Consider the following 19,106-nt stretch of genomic DNA (forward strand, 5'->3'; position numbering starts at 1 on the left):
GTCAACCTGACCGGGGCGGTTTTTTTGTGTCTTGCCCCTGGTGGGCTATGAAAGGACGGCGGCCGCCGAAAACGGATCATCCGCGCCGGGGTGCCAATCCCGGCCCTGGGGGGCGTGTGATGCCCCATCCTGCGCAGATCGAACGGACCCCGAGAGGGTGGGGCGCTGATCCTGTTTTCATGGTCGACCGCCGGTGGTTTTGCCGCAGCGTGGTTAACAACGTGCTGCGGCAGCGTGCGGTGCCCCTAATCGCGCAGGCGGTGGTGCAGCAGGATCGGCACCACCAGATCCTCTTCGTCGGTCAGGTGCCGGTTCAGAAACCCGCCTAGCGTTTCGGCCATATCGCGCACGGGGCGCGCCTCTTCGGCCATCTGGCGCGGGTCCAGTGTGGCCAGTTGCACGGTCCGGTTTGCGGCACGGGTGAACCGATCCAGCAGGCTGTCCAGCGCCACATGATCGCTTTCCAGCATCTGCAAGCCATCGGCAAAGCGGGCGTCGGCACCTTCCAACTCGGGAAAAAACTTGCGGTCCTCCCATGTGTGATGCCCATGCAGGTTGCGCACCAGCAGGTTGCCAAAATACGCCAACCGTCCGGCATAGACCTGTGCGTCGGTCGAATTGTCCAGAAAGCGCTCTGTATCGTCCAACACGATCTGACCCAACTGGCGAAAGCCCTGATGGGCGCGCATCCAGTTGCGGGTGCTGTCGGCGAGGTGCGGATGCCTGTGCCAGCCATCGCGTGGCAAGGTCCGCAGCAGGGTCTGCATGGCGTCTGGCAGACCGCTGCGGGTTTCGATGTCGTAAGTCATGCCAAGGAAATGGGGGATCTGTTATTGTATAACAGGTCTCTGGGCGCACAGCAAAGGCGCGGCGGCGCACCGCCGCCGTTGCCCGCGCCGATCAAATGGTTGGCACCGATCAGAGAGTCTTGCGGCAAAAGAAAAACGCCCCGCAAGGGGGCGCTTTCCAGTGATTGCGATAGAGCGGAAAAGGCTCAGTTCTTCGACTTGTCGACCATCTTGCCCGCGGAAATCCACGGCATCATGGCGCGCAGCTTTTCGCCGGTCGCTTCGATCATGTGTTCGTCGTTGATCTTGCGCGTCGCTTTGAACGACGGCTGGCCAACGGCGTTTTCCAGCATGAAATCACGCACGAACTTGCCGGTCTGGATGTCGGTCAGAACCGCTTTCATCCTCGCCTTGGTCTCGTCATAGGGCAGGATGCGCGGGCCGCTGACATACTCGCCATACTCAGCCGTGTTCGAGATCGAGTAGTTCATATTGGCGATGCCGCCTTCATAGATCAGGTCAACGATCAGTTTGACCTCATGCAGACACTCGAAATAGGCCATCTCCGGCTCATATCCGGCCTCGACCAGTGTCTCGAACCCCATGCGGATCAGCTCGATCAGGCCGCCACACAGAACCGCCTGCTCACCGAACAGGTCGGTTTCGCATTCCTCGCGGAAGTTGGTCTCGATGATGCCGGACCGGCCGCCACCGATGGCCGAGCAATAGGACAGGCCGATTTCCAGCGCCTTGCCCGATGCGTCGTTGTGAACCGCCACAAGGCAGGGCACGCCGCCGCCTTTGGTGTATTCGCCGCGCACGGTGTGACCAGGGCCCTTGGGGGCCATCATGATCACGTCGACACCCTTGGGCGCCTCGATCAGGCCAAAGTGGATGTTCAGACCGTGGGCAAAGGCAATCGCAGCACCTTCGCGGATGTGATCCTTGACGTAGCGGTTCCAGGTGTCGGCCTGAAGCTCATCGGGCATGGTGAACATCAACACGTCACACCATGCTGCGGCCTCGGAGATGCCCATGGTTTTCAGGCCTTCGCCCTCTGCCTTGGGGATGGAGCCAGATCCCTCGCGCAGGGCGACGACGACGTTTTTGGCACCGCTGTCGCGCAGGTTCAGCGCATGGGCGTGGCCCTGCGACCCGTAGCCAAGAATGGCAACTTTCTTGTCCTTGATCAGGTTCACATCGCAGTCGCGGTCATAGTAAACGCGCATTGGGCATTCCTTCCGTATCTTGTTTTTATGTCGTCGTGTTGTTGTGGCGGGCACCCTACCGCCCGCACGGTGAGAGTGGTTGCGTTTTTTGAACTATTTCCCCAAGTATGGGTAAAATCATTCCCCATAATGGCCAAAGGTGGGAAATTCATGCTGGATGACACGGACCGACGCATTCTGCGCCACATGATGGCAGAACCCGACATGGCCGGTGGCGCGCTTGCGGACCGGGCCGGGGTGACGGCCTCGACACTGGCGCGGCGGCTGGAGCGGCTGAGGAGCGCCGGCATCCTCAAGGGCGTGCGCGGGGTAATCGACTGGCGCGCGCTGGGCTATGAGGTCGAGGTGTCCTTGCGCGTGACCTTGGACAAGACGCAGAGCCGGGCGTTTGACGAATTCATCGCCGCTGCGCGCGAGGTGCCGGAGGTGTTGGAGATCCAGACCTTTCTCGGGCAGGTGGACGTGCGCCTTGCGGTGATCGCCCGCGACATGGGACACTACCAGCAACTCTACCGGGAGCGTCTGCTGACCCTGCCGCATATCGCCGACATCGAGGCGCTGATGCATGTGGCGCGGGTCAAGGAACAAGAGGCGCTGCCGCTGTGATTGCCCTTGATGAGATCGACGGCGCCCTGGTGCGCGCCCTGGCGCAGGACGCGGCTGCCTCTGCCGGAGCCTTGGGGCGCGACCTGGGCCTGTCACAACCGGCCTGCTGGCGACGGATCAAACGTCTGCGCGAGGCCGGGGTGTTTCGCGGCGCGCGGCTGGATCTGGACGCCCCTGCGCTGGGGTTTGGCGTGACGGTCTTTCTGGGGGTCAAGCTGGCCACCAAGGGGCGGGTCAGCCTGGAGGATTTCGAACGCGCCGCCACCGCCATCCCGGAGGTGCAGATCGTCGAGCAGGTGCTGGGCCTGTTCGACTACCGCCTGCGCGTTGTGGCCCGCGACATCGCAGATTTCGAGCGGGTGCTGCGGCGGCGTGTCATGACGCTGCCCGGTGTCGGAAACATCGACGCCAATGTGCTGCTGAGCGAGGAACGGCGGCCCGGTCCGTTATGAGGACTGCGGCGGCCTGACACACTCATGTGGCTTGCACGCGAGTGTGGGCGCGATAACACGGGATGTGAAATCAGGAGGAACCGTCATGGCCTTGCGCGACGATATCGACCCCACGGGGATGGAAGAATTCTCGGTCGTCTTCACCGACCGCTCGCTCAACCACATGTCTGCTGCCTTTCAACAGGTGATGCGTGACATCTCTGGCATGTTGAAAGAGGTCTACAACGCGGACGCCGTGGCGGTCGTTCCTGGCGGCGGCACCTACGGGATGGAGGCGGTCGCGCGCCAGTTTGGCCAAGGGGCCAATGTGCTGGTGGTGCGCAATGGCTGGTTCTCGTTCCGCTGGTCGCAGATCTTTGACGCCGGTGGATTTGGCGATGAGACCACAGTGATGAAAGCGCGGCGCACTGGAAACGCGGTGGATGCGCCCTTTGCCCCGGCCCCGATCGAAGAGGTCGAGGCCAAGATAGCCGAGATCAAACCGGATGTGGTGTTTGCCCCGCATGTGGAAACCTCTGCCGGTGTGATCCTGCCCGACGACTATGTGACCCGGATGGCCAAGGCCGCGCACGACGTGGGCGCGCTGATGGTGCTGGATTGCATCGCCTCGGGCTGCGTCTGGGTCGACATGAAGGCCACCGGCGTCGATGTGCTGATCTCGGCCCCGCAAAAGGGCTGGTCCGCCACGCCCTGCGCGGGCCTTGTGATGATGTCCGAACGCGCCTTGGCGCGGATGGAGGACACCACCTCGGACAGTTTCGCCGTGGACCTCAAGAAATGGCGCCAGATCATGAAGGCCTATGAAGACGGCGGCCATGCCTATCACGCAACCATGCCGACAGACAGTTTGCGCGCCTTCCGCGACACGATGATTGAGACCCGCGACTATGGCTTTGCCAAGCTGAAAGAGGCGCAATGGGCACTGGGCAACGCCGTGCGAGCGATGTTTGCTGAAAAGTGCGTGACGTCCGTCGCCGCCGAAGGGTTTGGCGCACCAGGTGTGGTGGTCAGCTATACCGCTGAACCCGAGATCAAGTCCGGCAAGGCCTTTGCCGCGAAAGGCATGCAAATCGCAGCCGGAGTGCCGCTGCAATGCGATGAGCCAGCGGAATTCTCGACCTTCCGCATCGGTTTGTTCGGTCTGGACAAACTCTATGATGTCGATGGCACGGTGGCGCGGTTGCGCAAGGTTGTCGACGAGGTTCTGTGACGTCAACGGCGATAGGGGCGTCATGCCGGAGGCATGCTTGCAGCATGACCCCCGTCTCCCTACGGTCGACTCCCCCGGGATATTTCGGGACAGAAGAAACTGAGCGGATGTGCGCTTCTTCTCGGTCCAAATACTCCGGGGGTGAATGCGCCAAAGGCGCAGAGGGGGCAGCGCCCCCTTTTTGCTATCCGCGCGCGCCCAGGCCAAGGCGCATGAGCGAGGTGCGCACCGGCTTGAAGCCGTAGAGGGCATCAAGACCCCTGGCACGGATGTCGCGCAGCGGTTCCTTTGACAGTTGCGAGATGCGGTTGAGCGCAGTAATTCCGGCCACGCGGGCCCGAATGTCGGCGACGCGGGTGCGGTGGTAGGTGTCCAGCATCTGGCGGTCGCCGAGCCCTTCTGGGCGTGCCACTGCCAAATCGCGCAGCGCGGCGAGATCCTTGAGGCTCATGTTCAGGCCCTGTGCGCCGATGGGCGGGACCACATGGGCGGCCTCGGCAATCAGCGCAAGGCGTTGAGACGTGAGCCGGTCGGCCTCTTGTGCGATGATCGGCCAGATGGTGCGGCGCGAGGCCAGTTTCAAAGGGCCGAAAAGGCCACATGACCTGGAGGTCATTTCTTCTTCAAAGGCGGATTGATCGAGTGTGTACAGCCGTTCGGCACGGGGGCCGTCCTCCATCCAGACCACGGCCGAGCAGGGCTGGCCGTCAAGATCGGGCAGCGGGACCAGAGTAAAGGGCCCGCCGGTGCGGTGGATCTCTGTCGAAACGTTGCAGTGCGGGATCGGGTGGGTGACGGCGAAGGCCAGCGCCTTTTGGCCAAAGCGCGTGGTCTTGACGCCGATGCCCGCTGTCTGTCGCATCGGCGAGCCGCGACCGTCTGCCGCCACAACCAGGCGCGTGCGGACTTTGCTGCCATCGGACAGGGTCACGCGGGCCTCGCCTTCGCGAGTGAACAGGGCGGTTGTTGCAGTGCCGGGCCGGAAATCCACGTTGGCCAGTTCCCCCAGGCGTGTGGCCATTTCACGCCGCAGCAGCCAGTTGGGCAGGTTCCAGCCAAAGGGTTTGCCGGAGATGTCGTTGGATTCAAAGTCCTTGGTCACGCGCGGTTCGGCCACGGGGCCGCCCGCATCGACAATCCGCATCACCTGCAAAGGCGTGGCGTGTTCGGCCAGCCGAGGCCAGAGGCCGATCTCGTCCAGAAAGCCCTGTGCCGGTTGCAGGAACGCCGTGGTGCGCAGGTCGGCACCCTCGCCGTCGCGCATCGTCACCGGCGGCGTCGGGTCCACGCAAAGCGTGTGAAAGCCGGCGGATGCAAATCCGGCGGCTGCGGTCAATCCCGCGATGCCGCCACCTGAGATGACAATGTCGTAGTCCATGTCGCTGCCTCCGTTTCCCGTTATCTAGGGCGCGAAGGACGCGGAGGCCATGCGGCTTACTTGCCGACGCTGAGCAGGATCAGCAGGGCGTAGACCACCGGGACCAGCGCCAGCGCTGTCATGGCAAGTCCGGGCAGGCCAAAAAGCAGCGTCATGGCGGCTCCGATCACGACAAGGACCAGCGCAACCAGGTAAAACACCTTTTCGCCGGACATCTGTGTGTTTGCCATTTCGGCGGCGGGAGAGGCGGGAGACTCGGCAGGCGACATATTCAAACTCCTGATTTGATTGAGGCCCGACATAGCACTTTGCCACTTGGAGCACAGGTGCGAAATGCCGCATCTCAGATGGTGCTTTGATCGGTCATGTGCAGCGGATCAGCGCAAGTTGCGCAGGAAGTCGACCAGGTCGTCAGTGTGGTGCTGGATATGGGGGGCGGGGGTTGCTTCGGGGGCGACGTGGACGGTGCGCATCCCCAGCGCGTGGGGGGCGGCCAGGTTGCGCGGGTCGTCCTCGAACATGGCGGCCTCTGCCGGGTTCAGCCCATCAAGGGCAAAAATCCGGTCAAAGGCTTCGGCGCGGGGTTTTGGCGCGTATTGGGCGTGTTCGACGCCGTAAATGGCGTCAAAGGCGGCGTCCAGACCGCGCGCCTTCAGCACTTGCGCCGCGTAGGGCGCGCTGCCGTTGGTGTAGACGATGCGGCGGCCGGGCAGGGCGGCGATCAGCTCTGCCAGGTGCGGGTCCGGGGTGAGCGCGTCAAACGTGACGTCGTGCACGTCGATCAGATAGTCCTCCGGATCGACGTCGTGATGGGTCATCAGCCCGGCCAACGTGGTGCCGTAGCGCGCCCAGTAGTCGCGGCGCAGGTGGGCGGCCTCTTCCCGTGCCAGGCCGGTCACGCGACCGACATAGGCATTCATCCGGGCCTCGATCTGATCGAAGAGCCGGACGGCCGGGGAATAAAGCGTGTTGTCCAGGTCAAAGACCCAGGCCCGTACATGGGCAAATCTGTCCTTGGTCATGGGGTCTAGGTAGGGTGTTTGAGGGCGCGCGGCAATCCGCCCAGCTTGAACCGGCGGTGCTGGTGGCGCTATCGTGTCGCGGTGGACGCAGGGAGGGTAGCGATGCACGAGGTCAAACCGGCACAAAAAGATGCCTACACCATGATCCTCGAGGCGATCGACTCAGGCATTTACCGGCCCGGCGACCGTCTTGTGGAAAGCGAACTGGCGGAACGGTTCGGGGTGTCACGCACGCCGATCCGCGAGGCCTTGCAGCGGCTGGAGACGCAGTCGTTGCTGGCGCGAGACGGGCGGTCGTTGATCGTGGCCTCGTTGGATCACAACCAGATGGCCGAGCTGTACGCGGTGCGCTCTGAGCTGGAGGGGTTGGCGGCGCGGCTGGCGGCGCGGCACGCGACCGAGGAAGAGGTCATGGTGCTGCGGGACATGATCGAGGAGGATCGCGCGCTGCTGTCCGATCCGGCGGCCATGGCGCGGGCCAACCGGCGGTTTCATCGGATGATCCACCTTGCCTCGCACAATCGCTATCTGGTGCAGCAACTGGACCTTGTCTATCGGTCGATGGCCTTGATGGCGACGACCTCATTGGCGGCGGAGGGGCGTGGAGAAATCGCGTTGGGAGAGCATGGTGCGATTGTCGATGCGATCTCGACTCGCGATGAGGATGCCGCGTATCAGGCGCTGCGGGATCATATCTCTGTCGCCTTCATCACCCGGCTGAAGCAGGACAATGCGGAGCATATGTCGATCTGATCGAAACGGCGTGTCCACGCGTGGGCACGTCGCGGCCATATATAAAACAATGGGTTACAGAGACGTTTTTACGCGGTCTTAACCTTTGCGCCTGTCAGCCGCCGGGGGGATGATCCTCGCCGGGGGTGTCGGGGGCAGAGCGGCCATGCTGGGTCTTGTCCCAGTAGAACGGGTTCCTGAGTGTCTCCCACAGGGCCTTGTAGATCGCCACCGTGCCCAGCGGAAAATAGGCAAACAGCGTCGGCACCCAAGGCATCAGAAAGCGATGCGGGCTGCGCGCCAGCGCGGCGAGGCCAATCAGGATCGACACCGCCTCGGCGCTGAGGAAGATTGCCGTGAGGCCAAGGATCACCGGCCGGGTCAGAAAAGCGTCCAGTGGATGCGGCAGGCCCATCAGGATCAGCCAGAAGGACCACAGCACCGGCGCAAGGGCAAACTGGACCAGCGTGGTCAGGAAAAGGATCTGCAACCCGGCAAAGCGTTTCGGCCCAAGATCGCGCCATAACCGGCGAGGCTGCCGGGTGTGGACCCACCATGTGATCCCGTACCCCTTGAGCCAGCGCGAGCGCTGTTTGATCCACGGCCAAAAGCGGTTGTTCGCCTCTTCGCGGGTCACCGAGGGCATCAGGTCGGTGCGAAAACCGTGGCGGGCCAGACGCACGCCCAGATCCGCGTCCTCTGTCACGTTATGCGCGTCCCAGCCGCAAACCTTTTCCAGCACCGCGCGGCGGAAAAACACCGTGGTCCCGCCCAGCGGCACCACCAGACCCAGCCGCGACAGGCCGGGCAGCAGGATGCGGAACCAGCTGGCGTATTCGATGGTAAAACAGCGCGACAGCCAGTTGGCGCGCGGATTGTAGTAGTCAAGGATGCCCTGCAAACAGCCGACATCAGCGGGCGACTCGTGGAATTGCGCCACCACGCGGTCAATCTGGTCCGGGGCAGGCGCGTCCTCGGCGTCGTAGATGCCGATTATCTCACCGCGGGTGAACCGGTAGGCGTAGTTGAGCGCGCGCGGCTTGGTCGTGACACGGCCCGGCGGCACGGTAATGGTCCGCATCCAGGGCGGCAGTTCGGTCCGGGCCAGGGTTTCGCGGGTCAGCCTGTCCTCGGCCTCCAGCACCAGCACCAGCACCACGTCCAGCAGCGCCTTGGGGTAGGTCAACCGTGACAGCCGCGCGACCAGCGTCCGGGCGATGTCCTGCTCATGAAACAGCGGCACGAGGATCGACACCAGCGGCGGATTGGGCGGCAAAATGGCGGCGGTAGCGGCGGTTTGCCGGGGCAGGGCGGCCAGCGCGACCAGTTTCATCAGTTGTGACATGACAAGGGAGCCAAGCGCCAGCGCCAAGGCGGCGGCGAACAGCAGTTGTGGCGCAAGCAGCAGCAGCAAGAGACAGATCGCGGCGGCGGCAAAGGCAAAGAGCCGCCCGCGCGGCGTTGTCCGGTTCAGGTCGCGGCAACTGTCCTGCGCCGGCACCCATGTTTCCGCCGCCTGTGCCAGCCGCGTCCCGGCGCGGGCGGAAATCAGGTGGTGAATGTCCGCCTCCAGCGCCAGCGCCATGACCACCGGGCCAGTGTCGGGCGGCAGGAGATGCAGCAGCGCCGGAAAGTCATCCGGGCGCGCGGTGGCCAGCAACAACGTGTCCCCCACCCCACCCGCATCCACGGCAACACCCCGTGTTGCAGACAAAATTCCGGCGGCAGCAGATCCATGACAGCAGGGTCGGGGGGCGTATCGTCCCGTTTCAGCACCATGGCGCCAAAATGCTGCGCCTGCGCGTCCAGCACGTCCTCTCGGGAGGCGATGAAATCCGCCACCACCACCTGCGGCACCGGCTGGCCGATGCGCGTGGCCTGCGCCATCGCGCCCAGCATGTCGGAGGGGGCAACATGCCCGTCCTCCATCAGGATATGGCTGATGGGTTGGCCGCGACGGGCCTTTGCCTGCGCCAGTTTGGCCGCGGCGAGATGGAGGCGTGGCTCCGTCATACCTCTGTCCGAAAAATACGGTTAACAGAATGTTTGCACGGAGATGGTAAACGAAGTCTTAACCGCGCCGAGGAGATTGGCCGCTTTTGGCGACCAAACCCTTAACATGGCGTAGAATTTTCGCAGATTTGCGCGTCAGGCCGCATCCATCGAGGCGGCGAAGCGTTCGAACAGGTAAAAGCTGTCCTGCGGGCCGGGGCTTGCCTCTGGGTGGTGCTGCACGCTGAACACCGGGCGATCCGCCATGCGAATGCCGCAGTTGGAGCCGTCAAACAGCGAGACATGGGTTTCCAGCACGCCCTCCGGCAGGGTCTGGCTGTCCACCGCGAAGCCGTGGTTCATCGAGGTGATCTCGACCTTGCCGGTCTCGACCTCCTTGACGGGATGGTTGGCGCCGTGGTGGCCGTGGTTCATCTTGATGGTCTTGGCCCCAAGGGCCAGCGCCAGCATTTGGTGGCCAAGGCAGATGCCGAACACCGGCAGGTTCGCCTCTTTCAACAGTCGCTGGATCATCGGCACCGCATAGGCGCCGGTGGCGGCGGGGTCGCCGGGGCCATTGGACAGGAAAATGCCGTTGGGCTGATGGGCCATGACCTCATCATAGGTGGCGGTTGCGGGCAGGACAGTGACCTCACAGCCCGCCGAGGCAAGGCAGCGCAGGATATTGCGTTTCGCGCCATAGTCGACGGCGACCACCTTGTGCCGGGCGTTTTCCTGCGGTTTGTACCCGTCGGGCCAGGCCCACCGCATCTCATCCCAGCGATAGCTTTGCGCGCAGGTGACATCCAGCGCGAGGTCCAGCCCCTCAAGCCCCGGAAAGCCGCGGGCGGCCTTGACCAGCGCATCGGTGTCGAAATTGCCGTCCGGGTCATGGGCCAGTGCCACATGCGGCGCGCCCAGTTGGCGGATGGCGCGGGTCAGGCGGCGGGTGTCGATGCCGCCGATGGCGATGCGGCCGCGTGCGGCCAGCCAGTCGCCCAACTCTTGTGCTGCGCGCCAGTTCGAGCTTTGCGTCGGCATCCATTTGACGACCATGCCGGCGGCGACCGGATCGGCGGTTTCATCGTCCTCGGGGTTTACACCGGTGTTGCCGATGTGCGGAAAGGTAAAGGTGACGATCTGACCGGCATAGGACGGGTCGGTCATGATCTCCTGGTAGCCGGACATGGCGGTGTTGAAACACAGTTCCGCCGTGGTCTGGCCGGTGGCGCCAAAGCCGGTGCCGTAGAACAGCGTGCCGTCGGCAAGGGCAAGGCAGGCGGTCGGGCGTGCAGAAGCAGCGGGCATGAGCAGATCCTCGATGGCGGCAAATTTGCCGGAACGTATTGCGCGGGCGTGCGCGGGTCAAGTGGTTGAGTAAAAACATAAATCGTTTGATTTCAGGGGGTTGGCTGAAAATGCTGCGCTTGCAACACCGCTGGGCATGATGTAGCCTGCCGCATTCGGAGACCAGAATTGGGGATGGGGCTCATGGAACTGCGCGAAAGAGTGAACGCGGCGGTGAAACAGGCGATGCGGGACAAGGCGCGTGATCGCCTGTCGACGCTACGGCTGATCAACGCGGCGATCAAGGACCGGGACATCGCCGTCCGGGCCGATGGCAACGAACAGGGCGTCGATGACAGCGGCGTGCTGGCGATCCTTGGCAAGATGGTCAAGCAACGGCGCGAAAGCGCCAAGAGCTATGAAGAGGCCGGGCGGCTGGATCTTGCGGAACGCGAACTGGCCGAGATCGTGGTGATCGAGGAATTCCTGCCGCGCGCGCTGACCGAGAAGGAAGTCACGGCGGCGATCAATGCCGCCATGACCGAAGTCGGCGCCGAGTCGATCCGCGACATGGGGCGCGTCATGGGCGTGCTGAAGGCGAAGTACACCGGCCAGATGGATTTCGCGGCCGTGGGGCCCAAGGTCAAGGACCGGCTGTCGGCCTGAACGGCAATCAACGGTTTTACAGATGCGCCGTCCCCGTGGGGGCGGCGCAGTGCGTTTTGCCGCCGTCAAGGATGATTGTCACCCCGCCGCTTCGGGCAGGTCCGGCAGCGCATCATCCAGGGCATCGGGCACCGGAAAGCCGTCGGCGATGGCGGACAGTTCCTCGGCATCGTCGATGCGGAACCGTTCGACGAAGCGTGTCTTGAAACTGACCCGCCCGCGCCGCGCGCCAAAGTTCTCGCCGTGGTTCAGGACATAAAGCACCACCGGTTCCGACAGCGGCGATAGCCTGCGCCCCGCAAGCGCTGCCAGATAGGGGAACATCCGGTGTTCGTGCTGCGTCATGGCCTGCAAGAAAGCCGCGCTTTGCGGCAGATCGGGGTCATGTCCCAGCGCCGCGCAAGAGCCGCACAGCTTCCAGAATGGTTTGCGCAGCGGTTGGCGCAGGGTGGGCACATCGGCCAGCGCGATGGTGCCTGCGGCCTCGTCCATGACATAGCCGGACTGCACCAGATAGCCACCCGGCGCCTGTCGGCGTAGCATCTCACGGACGCTGCCCTGACGCAGCAGATCATCGGCGTCAAAGCTCATGACATAGCAGGGCGGCAGGTTCATCCGGTCCAGGTGCGCGGTCAGGGCGGCGAGTTTCATCCATTTGTCGTTGCCCGGCGTGGGCGCGGTGTAGGGCAGGTAGGTGATGCGCGGATCGTCGGGCAGGGGCGGGCGGTCCTGACAGCAGATCACCGCCTGCCAGTGCGGATCGTTCTGGGCGATGAAGCAGTCCAGCGTCGCAGACAGCCGGGCAGTCACCGCCTCCCAGTCTCCGACACTGTCGGGGCCGACCAGCGGGATCAGAAACACCACCTGTTTGCGCAGCGGCGGCACGCGGGTCGACAGCGTGTCGCGCAGGCGCAGCGCCGCCGCCTCACTGGGCGCAGGGGTCAGCCGATCAATCCAGCCTTCGCGGTTCAGCGCCACTGCGGCGCGCAGCGCGGCGCGGTGCCATTTCGGGGTTGCGGGGACCTGTGCCATGTCGCGCGCCCTCAGCAGGGATGCGCCGCGCGGCGCACCGCGTCGGTGAGATCGGAATACAGGGCCTTGCGCTCATCCTCGCTGAGGAATGAGCCAATCTCGACCTCACGGCCTTGCCCCTTGAGCGTGACGTAGTAGGGTACCGGGCCGCCCTGTTCATGGCAGGCGACCTTGACCCAGTAGGTGTTGCTTTCCCAGTCCTGGCTATCACCTTTGGGATTGGTCCGGATCAGGCGCGTCGTTTCGGGCGAGACGGTCAGATCCTCCAGAATGCGTCGGTCGCGCTGATTGCGGCGCAGCGCATAGTACAGCGCCGCCGTTGCCGCCAGCATGAAGGGCAGCAATCCCCACAGCACCGCCGTGCCGATCACCCCGTAGAGGGGCAGCGAGGCGAACAGGAAAAAACCCAGGATCATCGCGGCGAAACCCTCTGGCGACAGCGAGTTGTGCGGCCAGAGTTGCAGGTGCTGGGTCGTTTCACGCTTTGGGGTTTTCCATTGGTAGGGCATTGATGTGTCTAATTCCACTTGCCGGAGGGCGCGGCCCGGCCTCGCTATCTGTCTGGATATACCTCAGAATTGCGATGCGTCAAAGCGGTGGCGCGTCGCGGCCGTTGCTGGGTCAATATTTGACCTGCGGTGCGCGCCATGGGGGCCCCTGTCGCGCCTGTGTCGGGGGGGCGTGGCGGCAAAGTCTCTACAACGAAAAAGGCCCCGACGGATGCCGGGGCCTTTCGTGTCTGTCAGGCTGGTTTGCCTGGTCGGCCCCGCGCTTAGTGCGCGTGACCCTTGTCCCAGTCTTCCTGCTTTGGCAGCTGCTCGAACGTGTGCTCGGGCGGCGGCGAGGGCAGGGTCCATTCCAGCGTATCCGCGTATTCGTTCCACGGATTGTTCTGCGTCACACGGGCACCACGGGTCAGCGCGTGGAACACGACGTAGAAGAAGAACAGGAAGGACGCGAAGGAGATGAAGGCCCCCCAGGACGACACATAGTTCCATGTGGCAAATGCCTCGGGGTAGTCGATGTAGCGACGCGGCATACCCTGACGGCCCAGGAAGTGCTGCGGGAAGAAGGTCAGGTTGGCCCCGACGAACATCGCCCAGAAGTGGATCTTGCCCATGGTTTCATTGTACATCCGGCCGGTCATCTTGGGGAAGTAGAAGTAGATCCCCGCAAAGATCGCGAACACGGCGCCCAGGCTCATCACATAGTGGAAGTGCGCCACGACATAGTAGGTGTCGTGATAGGCGCGGTCGATGCCTGCCTGGCTCAGCACGATGCCGGTCACGCCGCCAACGGTGAACAGGAACAGGAAGCCGAACGCCCAGAGCATCGGTGTCTTGAACTCGATCGAGCCGCCCCACATGGTCGCGATCCACGAGAAGATCTTGACCCCTGTGGGCACCGCGATGACCATCGTCGCCAGCATGAAGTAGCTCTGCTGGGTCAGGGACATGCCGACGGTGTACATGTGGTGCGCCCAGACGACAAAGCCCAACGCGCCAATGGCGATCAACGCCCAGACCATCGGCAGATAGCCGAAGATCGGCTTGCGCGCGAAGGTCGCGATGACGTGGCTGATGATGCCAAAGCCCGGCAGGATCACGATGTACACTTCGGGGTGACCAAAGAACCACAGGATGTGCTGGTACAGGATCGGATCGCCGCCACCGGCGGGATCAAAGAAGGTCGTGCCAAAGTTGCGGTCGGTCAGCAGCATGGTGATGGCGCCGGCCAGAACGGGCAGCGACAGCAGGATCAGCCACGAGGTGACAAAGATCGACCATGAGAACAGCGGCACCTTGAACAGGGTCATGCCGGGGGCACGCATGTTCAGGAAGGTGGTGATCATGTTGATCGCGCCGAGGATCGACGAGGCACCCGAGACGTGGACAGCGAAGATCGCCAGATCCATCGACATGCCGGCCTCATTGACCGACAGCGGCGGATACAGAACCCAACCGACGCCAGAGCCAAGCTGGCCGTTGCCGCCCGGCGACAGCACCGAACAGACAGCCAGCGTGGTGCCCGCGACATACATCCAGAACGACAGGTTGTTCATGCGCGGGAACGCCATGTCCGGCGCGCCGATCTGCAACGGCATGAAATAGTTGCCAAAACCGCCGAAGAGCGCCGGAATGACCACGAAGAACATCATCAGGATGCCGTGGCCGGTGATCAGCACGTTCCAGAGGTGTCCGTTAGGTGTACAATCGGCGATGGCTGCAGCGGTGAACCGCATGCCTTCCATGCACATGTACTGAACGCCGGGCTCCATGAGCTCCAGGCGCATGTAGACTGTGAAAGCCACGGAGATGAAGCCGACGAGAGCCGAGACAACAAGATAGAGAATCCCGATGTCCTTGTGGTTCGTCGACATGAACCAGCGGGTAAAGAACCCCCGGTTGTCTTCATGCTCGTGGCCGTGAATGGCTGCGTCTGCCATTTGATGCCTCCTGCTGATCCCAATGCATAGGGTACGGATCGGGAATCCGTCCGCGCCCAATGTTCCTTTCACGTTTTAGAATGTGACCATAGGGGCGGCAATGGCCGGATTTGACGCAGATCAAATCTTTTTGTCGCACCTTGCCGTTCGGAAGGTTTGGACAGGCGGCCCCATCCGGGCAAAACTTGGTTGTCTGACGCCAGAACCCCCCGGAGACCTGACATGATCCGACGGATGACCGCACTTGTCTTTGCCAGCGCCCTTCTGGCCACCTCTGCCCTGGCCGAGCCGGTGGCGCAGGTGTGCTCTTGCGATCCGGACCCGGACGGGGCGAACAGCACGCTTGCGCCCGCGTCGGGACCGGCCAGTTGCCTGCTGGTGTCCCGGCCGGACGGCAGCGATTGCCGGATGGTGGTGGATGCGGCCTATGGGGCGGCCGACCATGACAGGCTGTTTCTGGCATTGTTCCCGAGGTTCGGGACCGGCCTGATCGAACGCGGCGGGTTCTCTATGGTCGACTACAATTGGTTGCTTGATGTGACCCATACATTGGCGGATGAGCCACGGGACGCGGCGCGCAGGCAGGCCCGTCAGGAAAGCCTTGCCGATTTGCTGGCGCAACGCATGTCGGACCTGCTGGCAGACGAAGGGGGCAGGGCCTCTGCTTCGCTTCGGAACGGGGTGATCACGGCGGCCCCTGCGGTCAATGGATGCCGGTCCCGGGTGCTGGCCGACCTTCTGGGGAGTGAGCTGCTGGTTCTGGATCTGCCACCCTATACCGTCCAGATGGAGCAGGGGTTTGGCTGTTACATGGCACAGTTTGGCGGGTTTCTCACCTTTGCGGTGGTCGTGGACGACACGCTCTATCGCTACATGATTTCCATGCGCTGGCCGCACCGGCCCTGATCCATCCTGCCGCGTGACGAAAGCAGGTCCGGAATACCCTACGGTCGGGCATACCCGACTTATGGCCCGGCGGCGGATTTCCTAATCTGGGATCAACACAGCGACACCAGATCCCGAGGGAGACCCCGATGGCCTATTTCGACAGCAGCTTCGTTTCGAACCGCACCACCCTGCGCCAGCGTGTGGCCCGGTTCCTTGAGACGCCGTTTGATCGCCGCTATCGCCAGCGGACGGCCCGGATCGAGGCGCTGCGCGCCCTGTCGGATGCCGAACTGGCCGCCTGCGGGATCGCCCGTGAGGACATTCTGCTGCATGTCTTTGCCGGCAAGGTCTGACCCGGACGGGCGCTGCCCGCCAGCGCCCGGTGGTTCGTCGAGAGTGTCAGGAATTCAATGACCAAACCCTTTTAAGGCCACCGCGCCTGCCGATTTTTTCAATGATTTCCGAGGGGGCGTTGTGAGTGCGCCCCCTCTCTTTTGTCGTCTCGTCCCCACAGGAAAACCGCGATTCTACCTGCGCAGGTCCGGTATTCCGGACCGTCCGGGTTTCCTGACTGATGTGGTGCCGGGCGGGCAGGTAAAGTGAACCCATCTGCTGAACCCGACGTCCTGAAACGACATCCCACACGACAACCCACTGGGGGGAGATCAAGATGGCCTATTTCGACAACAGCTTTGTGAGCAGCCGCGCCACCCTGCGCCAGCGTATGGCCCGCCTGTTCGAGACACCGTTTGACCGTCGCTATCGCCAGCGCACCGCACAGGTTGAGGCGTTGCGCGCCCTGTCCGACGCCGATCTGGCCGCACGGGGTATCGCCCGCGATGACATCCTGTTCCACGTCTTCACAAGCAAGCTCTGAGAGTTGCGGCGCGGCCCGCTGCCGGGGGCCGTGTCCCATGAGACGATTTGCAAGCACCTAGTCATTCAAGACAGCAGCGGGGACATTTTTCTACCCCGACCGGGATGGGTCATTGCCCCGACCGGGGAGAGGCCGCGCAGGTTTGTGCGGCCTCTCCTGTATCGTAAAGGCCCGGTGCGGGCGGTCAGCGCCCCAGCATCACCTGATCGAACTGCTTGCGCAGGGCGACATCCAGATCGTCCATGGTGACGGGCAGGCCCAGATCCACCAGACTGGTCACGCCGTAGTCGGTGATGCCGCAGGGCACGATGCCGTCGAAATGGCTCAGGTCCGGTTCGACATTGATCGCCAGGCCGTGAAAGCTCACCCATTTGCGCAGGCGGATGCCGATGGCGGCGATCTTGTCCTCTGCCATGGCGCCAGAGGACAGGCACGGGCGGTCGGGCCGTTCGATCCAGACGCCGACGCGGCCGTCGCGGATATGGCCGGTCAGGTTGAACTCTGCCAGCGTGGCGATCACCCAGGTCTCAAGATCCTGCACGAAACAGCGAATGTCGCGCCCGCGCTTGTTGAGGTCCATCATGACGTAAACAACCCGCTGGCCCGGCCCGTGATAGGTGTATTGCCCGCCGCGCTTGGACGGGTGGACGGGAAAGCGGTCAGGATCTCTCAGATCTTCGATCTTGGCAGAGGTGCCGGCGGTATAAAGGGGCGGGTGTTCCAGCAGCCAGATGCAATCCTCGGCGCGGCCCTCGGCGATTGCCGTGGCGCGATCCTCCATGAAGGACAGCGCCTCGTCGTAGCCGGTCAAACCTTCGCTGATCTTCCATTCCATAGGCCCGCCGGGGCGCCGCCCCGCCTCCATCTATTTCGCGGTTGGGGATGACACGGCACCGGGGCCCTTGTCCAGCGGGCGGCGTTTCGGGCCGTGCCGGAGTGTCCGTACAAGAAACCGGCCCAGAGCGGTTTTTCCCTCTTCACATCTGCGCGGAGCTTCGTTAGAGACCCCTCCACCAAGTCAAGACAGTGCGGTCGTGGCGGAATTGGTAGACGCGCAGCGTTGAGGTCGCTGTGGGGTAACACCCGTGGAGGTTCGAGTCCTCTCGACCGCACCAATCTTACTTGAAATTCGGTTGCCGAACAGAGGGTTGTCTGTTTTTTGGCCTAATGCATCCCCCAATTCGTCCCCGCACTACGATCAGCATGGTGCTTAGCTTCGAAACCTCTACTCTCAACCCGCTATCAGATAGCTGCACCTGAGCTGTCCAGATCATCCAACGCCCCCCAACCTGATCGACAGGCCGAGCGTCATATCAGCCGCAGTCGCCGCGTCCAGAGGGCGTGCATCCTATTCTTGCTTGATGTTCAATCGTAGGTTTAATTTGCTTCTAGTTATTCGTCGGGTCGCTGCGGTTTCATAGACTTGAGGCTGACAAGCGACAAAGACTCGATGCTCATGTCGTCTCCGTAAATCGCGGTCTGTATCGCACTATGGAAGCGAGGTCGCAGAAACAGATGAAATTGACTGAGTGGGGCGTACCTGATTGGAAAGATGCCACCGCCTATGGCGATGTAAGTTCTTGGACATTTGACAGGTGGCGGTGGGAGTTCTGCCGCCGTTGTCCGGACATTCGAACTGAGTTTGACAAGTTACTAGTGGATCCATCCTGTCCATTTTTCCTTGTTGGTGATGAGCAGCCTTTTTACGAGCCCGATAAGCATGACTCTGAAATGTCTGGGTTTGCGTTACCAAGCCCACTTGCATACGAGCGCTACGGATACTTCCTTCTACCTAACCCGCGCATAGACGAGCAGCCGGAACAGGCTATCCGGCCGGTGATCGCTCTAGACAAGGCGCTGTTGGTCGACCCAGGCAGTCAATGGGTTGCACAGGTCCGTGACTACTTCAACGCGACTGGCGTCGAGTTGGATGATATACAAACAACATTCCTCGATTTAGCTCTGCGAGATTGCTACGCGGTCAATTTGAAAACGCATCAGGTTGCTATCAAGTTCGACCTGGACCAGCCTCTTGAACCGCAAGTCAAGGTTGCTCGGGATGTTCTTCGCGATCTTCAAACTACCCGGCATGGCCAACGGCTTCAGAGACGCAGCCACCCCGAGAAGTGGTTGGGATATCTTCGTGTTTTGGACGCCAGGGATGTTGACGAAACTTGGTCGGAAATTGTCAATCGGCACGCAATCCTGACCCCCTATCGGCGCCCAAAAATGACCCCCTTATTTTGCGCAGGGGTAGCTGGCCCGATGCGGTGTAGCCATCACACAGCGCAGCCGCGTCGGGCCAGCGGGGCCTGGGTTACTCCCTGGTCTTGAAGCGCCAGCTCTCGTTGCCGGTTTCGACGATGTCGCAGTGGTGGGTAAGGCGATCAAGTAGCGCTGTCGTCATCTTGGCGTCTCCGAAGACCGATGGCCATTCACCGAAGTCGAGGTTGGTCGTCACGATGATGGACGTGCGCTCGTAGAGACGACTGACGAGGTGG

The 19,106-nt window shown here is 62.7% G+C and carries 22 protein-coding genes and 1 tRNA gene; 10 read left to right on the forward strand and 13 right to left on the reverse strand.

From position 1 onward, the window contains the following. Nucleotides 1-245 precede the first annotated feature (245 nt). A complete protein-coding gene (locus CHB90_RS01925; RefSeq protein ID WP_089276155.1) occupies nucleotides 246-809 on the reverse strand; it encodes a hemerythrin domain-containing protein in 564 nt (187 codons plus the stop codon). Nucleotides 810-994: 185 nt separating this feature from the next. Then, a complete protein-coding gene (gene ilvC, locus CHB90_RS01930) occupies nucleotides 995-2,017 on the reverse strand; it encodes a ketol-acid reductoisomerase (RefSeq protein ID WP_089276156.1) in 1,023 nt (340 codons plus the stop codon). A 150-nt stretch (nucleotides 2,018-2,167) separates the two neighbouring features. On the opposite strand from ilvC, the gene CHB90_RS01935 reads away from it, so the two are divergent. The 3 genes from CHB90_RS01935 to CHB90_RS01945 all read left to right on the forward strand — a co-directional run bounded on the left by CHB90_RS01935 (nucleotide 2,168) and on the right by CHB90_RS01945 (nucleotide 4,285). Next, nucleotides 2,168-2,623 carry an Lrp/AsnC family transcriptional regulator gene (locus tag CHB90_RS01935; protein WP_089276192.1) on the forward strand — a complete coding sequence of 152 codons (456 nt, stop codon included), beginning with the start codon at nucleotides 2,168-2,170 and terminating at the stop codon, nucleotides 2,621-2,623. Beyond that, complete coding sequence (locus CHB90_RS01940; protein ID WP_089276157.1) at nucleotides 2,620-3,075, forward strand: Lrp/AsnC family transcriptional regulator; 456 nt, start codon at nucleotides 2,620-2,622, stop codon at nucleotides 3,073-3,075. The genes CHB90_RS01935 and CHB90_RS01940 overlap by 4 nt, the downstream gene beginning before the upstream one ends. An 85-nt stretch (nucleotides 3,076-3,160) precedes the next feature. Then, nucleotides 3,161-4,285, forward strand: coding sequence for an aminotransferase class V-fold PLP-dependent enzyme (locus CHB90_RS01945; RefSeq protein WP_089276158.1), 1,125 nt, complete (start codon nucleotides 3,161-3,163; stop codon nucleotides 4,283-4,285). A gap of 184 nt (nucleotides 4,286-4,469) precedes the next feature. Here the strand turns inward: CHB90_RS01945 and CHB90_RS01950 are convergent, their stop codons facing one another. The 3 genes from CHB90_RS01950 to CHB90_RS01960 all read right to left on the reverse strand — a co-directional run bounded on the left by CHB90_RS01950 (nucleotide 4,470) and on the right by CHB90_RS01960 (nucleotide 6,685). Continuing rightward, nucleotides 4,470-5,663 carry a UbiH/UbiF family hydroxylase gene (locus tag CHB90_RS01950; RefSeq protein ID WP_089276159.1) on the reverse strand — a complete coding sequence of 398 codons (1,194 nt, stop codon included), beginning with the start codon at nucleotides 5,661-5,663 and terminating at the stop codon, nucleotides 4,470-4,472. Nucleotides 5,664-5,719: 56 nt separating this feature from the next. Next, a complete protein-coding gene (locus CHB90_RS01955; RefSeq protein ID WP_089276160.1) occupies nucleotides 5,720-5,932 on the reverse strand; it encodes a hypothetical protein in 213 nt (70 codons plus the stop codon). A 108-nt stretch (nucleotides 5,933-6,040) separates the two neighbouring features. Beyond that, nucleotides 6,041-6,685 (reverse strand): pyrimidine 5'-nucleotidase, encoded by a 645-nt coding sequence (locus CHB90_RS01960; RefSeq protein ID WP_089276161.1) that lies wholly within the window; start codon nucleotides 6,683-6,685, stop codon nucleotides 6,041-6,043. Between the two features lie 102 nt (nucleotides 6,686-6,787). On the opposite strand from CHB90_RS01960, the gene CHB90_RS01965 reads away from it, so the two are divergent. Continuing rightward, nucleotides 6,788-7,438 carry a GntR family transcriptional regulator gene (locus CHB90_RS01965; protein WP_089276162.1) on the forward strand — a complete coding sequence of 217 codons (651 nt, stop codon included), beginning with the start codon at nucleotides 6,788-6,790 and terminating at the stop codon, nucleotides 7,436-7,438. A 94-nt stretch (nucleotides 7,439-7,532) separates the two neighbouring features. Here the strand turns inward: CHB90_RS01965 and CHB90_RS01970 are convergent, their stop codons facing one another. The 3 genes from CHB90_RS01970 to carA form a co-directional block, all read right to left on the reverse strand. Beyond that, the gene (locus CHB90_RS01970; protein ID WP_245823119.1) at nucleotides 7,533-9,077 is read right to left on the reverse strand and encodes a glycosyltransferase; all 1,545 of its coding nucleotides are present in this window, start codon (nucleotides 9,075-9,077) and stop codon (nucleotides 7,533-7,535) included. Then, on the reverse strand, nucleotides 8,966-9,430 hold the full coding sequence (locus CHB90_RS26915) for a GspE/PulE/PilB domain-containing protein (protein ID WP_245823120.1): 465 nt from the start codon (nucleotides 9,428-9,430) through the stop codon (nucleotides 8,966-8,968). Before CHB90_RS26915 ends, CHB90_RS01970 begins: the two co-directional genes overlap by 112 nt. Nucleotides 9,431-9,565: 135 nt before the next feature. Continuing rightward, nucleotides 9,566-10,717, reverse strand: coding sequence for a glutamine-hydrolyzing carbamoyl-phosphate synthase small subunit (carA, locus tag CHB90_RS01975; protein ID WP_089276163.1), 1,152 nt, complete (start codon nucleotides 10,715-10,717; stop codon nucleotides 9,566-9,568). A 183-nt stretch (nucleotides 10,718-10,900) separates the two neighbouring features. Here carA and CHB90_RS01980 point away from each other — a divergent pair, with 183 nt between their 5' ends. Next, nucleotides 10,901-11,362: a GatB/YqeY domain-containing protein gene (locus tag CHB90_RS01980; RefSeq protein ID WP_089276193.1), complete on the forward strand. Its 462-nt coding sequence runs from the start codon at nucleotides 10,901-10,903 to the stop codon at nucleotides 11,360-11,362. A gap of 78 nt (nucleotides 11,363-11,440) precedes the next feature. Here CHB90_RS01980 and CHB90_RS01985 read toward each other — a convergent pair whose 3' ends face one another. From CHB90_RS01985 to ctaD, 3 genes are all read right to left on the reverse strand, one after another. Further along, nucleotides 11,441-12,394, reverse strand: coding sequence for a hypothetical protein (locus CHB90_RS01985; RefSeq protein WP_089276164.1), 954 nt, complete (start codon nucleotides 12,392-12,394; stop codon nucleotides 11,441-11,443). Between the two features lie 11 nt (nucleotides 12,395-12,405). Beyond that, a complete protein-coding gene (locus tag CHB90_RS01990; protein ID WP_089276165.1) occupies nucleotides 12,406-12,903 on the reverse strand; it encodes a DUF2244 domain-containing protein in 498 nt (165 codons plus the stop codon). A 263-nt stretch (nucleotides 12,904-13,166) separates the two neighbouring features. Next, a complete protein-coding gene (ctaD, locus tag CHB90_RS01995) occupies nucleotides 13,167-14,840 on the reverse strand; it encodes a cytochrome c oxidase subunit I (RefSeq protein WP_089276166.1) in 1,674 nt (557 codons plus the stop codon). A gap of 222 nt (nucleotides 14,841-15,062) precedes the next feature. Here ctaD and CHB90_RS02000 point away from each other — a divergent pair, with 222 nt between their 5' ends. From CHB90_RS02000 to CHB90_RS02010, 3 genes are all read left to right on the forward strand, one after another. After that, on the forward strand, nucleotides 15,063-15,746 hold the full coding sequence (locus CHB90_RS02000; protein WP_141135785.1) for a hypothetical protein: 684 nt from the start codon (nucleotides 15,063-15,065) through the stop codon (nucleotides 15,744-15,746). 128 nt (nucleotides 15,747-15,874) lie between these two features. Next, nucleotides 15,875-16,081 carry a hypothetical protein gene (locus CHB90_RS02005; RefSeq protein ID WP_089276168.1) on the forward strand — a complete coding sequence of 69 codons (207 nt, stop codon included), beginning with the start codon at nucleotides 15,875-15,877 and terminating at the stop codon, nucleotides 16,079-16,081. 317 nt (nucleotides 16,082-16,398) lie between these two features. Next, nucleotides 16,399-16,605 (forward strand): hypothetical protein, encoded by a 207-nt coding sequence (locus CHB90_RS02010; protein ID WP_089276169.1) that lies wholly within the window; start codon nucleotides 16,399-16,401, stop codon nucleotides 16,603-16,605. A gap of 184 nt (nucleotides 16,606-16,789) precedes the next feature. Here the strand turns inward: CHB90_RS02010 and lipB are convergent, their stop codons facing one another. After that, nucleotides 16,790-17,440 (reverse strand): lipoyl(octanoyl) transferase LipB, encoded by a 651-nt coding sequence (lipB, locus tag CHB90_RS02015; protein ID WP_089276170.1) that lies wholly within the window; start codon nucleotides 17,438-17,440, stop codon nucleotides 16,790-16,792. Between the two features lie 193 nt (nucleotides 17,441-17,633). Between lipB and CHB90_RS02020 the strand changes: the two genes are divergently transcribed. Together CHB90_RS02020 and CHB90_RS26080 are read left to right on the forward strand one after the other, a co-directional pair. Continuing rightward, nucleotides 17,634-17,720: transfer RNA gene (locus CHB90_RS02020), tRNA-Leu, on the forward strand. A 400-nt stretch (nucleotides 17,721-18,120) separates the two neighbouring features. Continuing rightward, complete coding sequence (locus CHB90_RS26080; RefSeq protein ID WP_141135786.1) at nucleotides 18,121-18,939, forward strand: hypothetical protein; 819 nt, start codon at nucleotides 18,121-18,123, stop codon at nucleotides 18,937-18,939. On the opposite strand, the gene CHB90_RS02030 is transcribed toward CHB90_RS26080, so the two are convergent. Further along, on the reverse strand, nucleotides 18,923-19,106 hold a 184-nt coding region (locus tag CHB90_RS02030; RefSeq protein ID WP_170940964.1), incomplete at its 5' end, for an ATP-binding protein. The genes CHB90_RS26080 and CHB90_RS02030 overlap by 17 nt on opposite strands.

The organism is Antarctobacter heliothermus (assembly GCF_900188425.1).
GTDB classification, from domain to species: domain Bacteria; phylum Pseudomonadota; class Alphaproteobacteria; order Rhodobacterales; family Rhodobacteraceae; genus Antarctobacter; species Antarctobacter heliothermus.

Excerpts from the sequence above, each read along its gene's own strand:
- CHB90_RS01925 (WP_089276155.1), bottom strand. The coding sequence starts at position 809 with ATGACTTACGACATCGAAACCCGCAGCGGTCTGCCAGACGCCATGCAG.
- ilvC (WP_089276156.1), bottom strand. The coding sequence starts at position 2,017 with ATGCGCGTTTACTATGACCGCGACTGCGATGTGAACCTGATCAAGGAC.
- CHB90_RS01935 (WP_089276192.1), top strand. The coding sequence starts at position 2,168 with ATGCTGGATGACACGGACCGACGCATTCTGCGCCACATGATGGCAGAA.
- CHB90_RS01945 (WP_089276158.1), top strand. The coding sequence starts at position 3,161 with ATGGCCTTGCGCGACGATATCGACCCCACGGGGATGGAAGAATTCTCG.
- CHB90_RS01950 (WP_089276159.1), bottom strand. The coding sequence starts at position 5,663 with ATGGACTACGACATTGTCATCTCAGGTGGCGGCATCGCGGGATTGACC.
- CHB90_RS01955 (WP_089276160.1), bottom strand. The coding sequence starts at position 5,932 with ATGTCGCCTGCCGAGTCTCCCGCCTCTCCCGCCGCCGAAATGGCAAAC.
- CHB90_RS01960 (WP_089276161.1), bottom strand. The coding sequence starts at position 6,685 with ATGACCAAGGACAGATTTGCCCATGTACGGGCCTGGGTCTTTGACCTG.
- CHB90_RS01965 (WP_089276162.1), top strand. The coding sequence starts at position 6,788 with ATGCACGAGGTCAAACCGGCACAAAAAGATGCCTACACCATGATCCTC.
- CHB90_RS26915 (WP_245823120.1), bottom strand. The coding sequence starts at position 9,430 with ATGACGGAGCCACGCCTCCATCTCGCCGCGGCCAAACTGGCGCAGGCA.
- carA (WP_089276163.1), bottom strand. The coding sequence starts at position 10,717 with ATGCCCGCTGCTTCTGCACGCCCGACCGCCTGCCTTGCCCTTGCCGAC.
- CHB90_RS01980 (WP_089276193.1), top strand. The coding sequence starts at position 10,901 with ATGGAACTGCGCGAAAGAGTGAACGCGGCGGTGAAACAGGCGATGCGG.
- CHB90_RS01985 (WP_089276164.1), bottom strand. The coding sequence starts at position 12,394 with ATGGCACAGGTCCCCGCAACCCCGAAATGGCACCGCGCCGCGCTGCGC.
- CHB90_RS01990 (WP_089276165.1), bottom strand. The coding sequence starts at position 12,903 with ATGCCCTACCAATGGAAAACCCCAAAGCGTGAAACGACCCAGCACCTG.
- ctaD (WP_089276166.1), bottom strand. The coding sequence starts at position 14,840 with ATGGCAGACGCAGCCATTCACGGCCACGAGCATGAAGACAACCGGGGG.
- CHB90_RS02000 (WP_141135785.1), top strand. The coding sequence starts at position 15,063 with ATGATCCGACGGATGACCGCACTTGTCTTTGCCAGCGCCCTTCTGGCC.
- CHB90_RS02005 (WP_089276168.1), top strand. The coding sequence starts at position 15,875 with ATGGCCTATTTCGACAGCAGCTTCGTTTCGAACCGCACCACCCTGCGC.
- CHB90_RS02010 (WP_089276169.1), top strand. The coding sequence starts at position 16,399 with ATGGCCTATTTCGACAACAGCTTTGTGAGCAGCCGCGCCACCCTGCGC.
- lipB (WP_089276170.1), bottom strand. The coding sequence starts at position 17,440 with ATGGAATGGAAGATCAGCGAAGGTTTGACCGGCTACGACGAGGCGCTG.
- CHB90_RS26080 (WP_141135786.1), top strand. The coding sequence starts at position 18,121 with ATGAAATTGACTGAGTGGGGCGTACCTGATTGGAAAGATGCCACCGCC.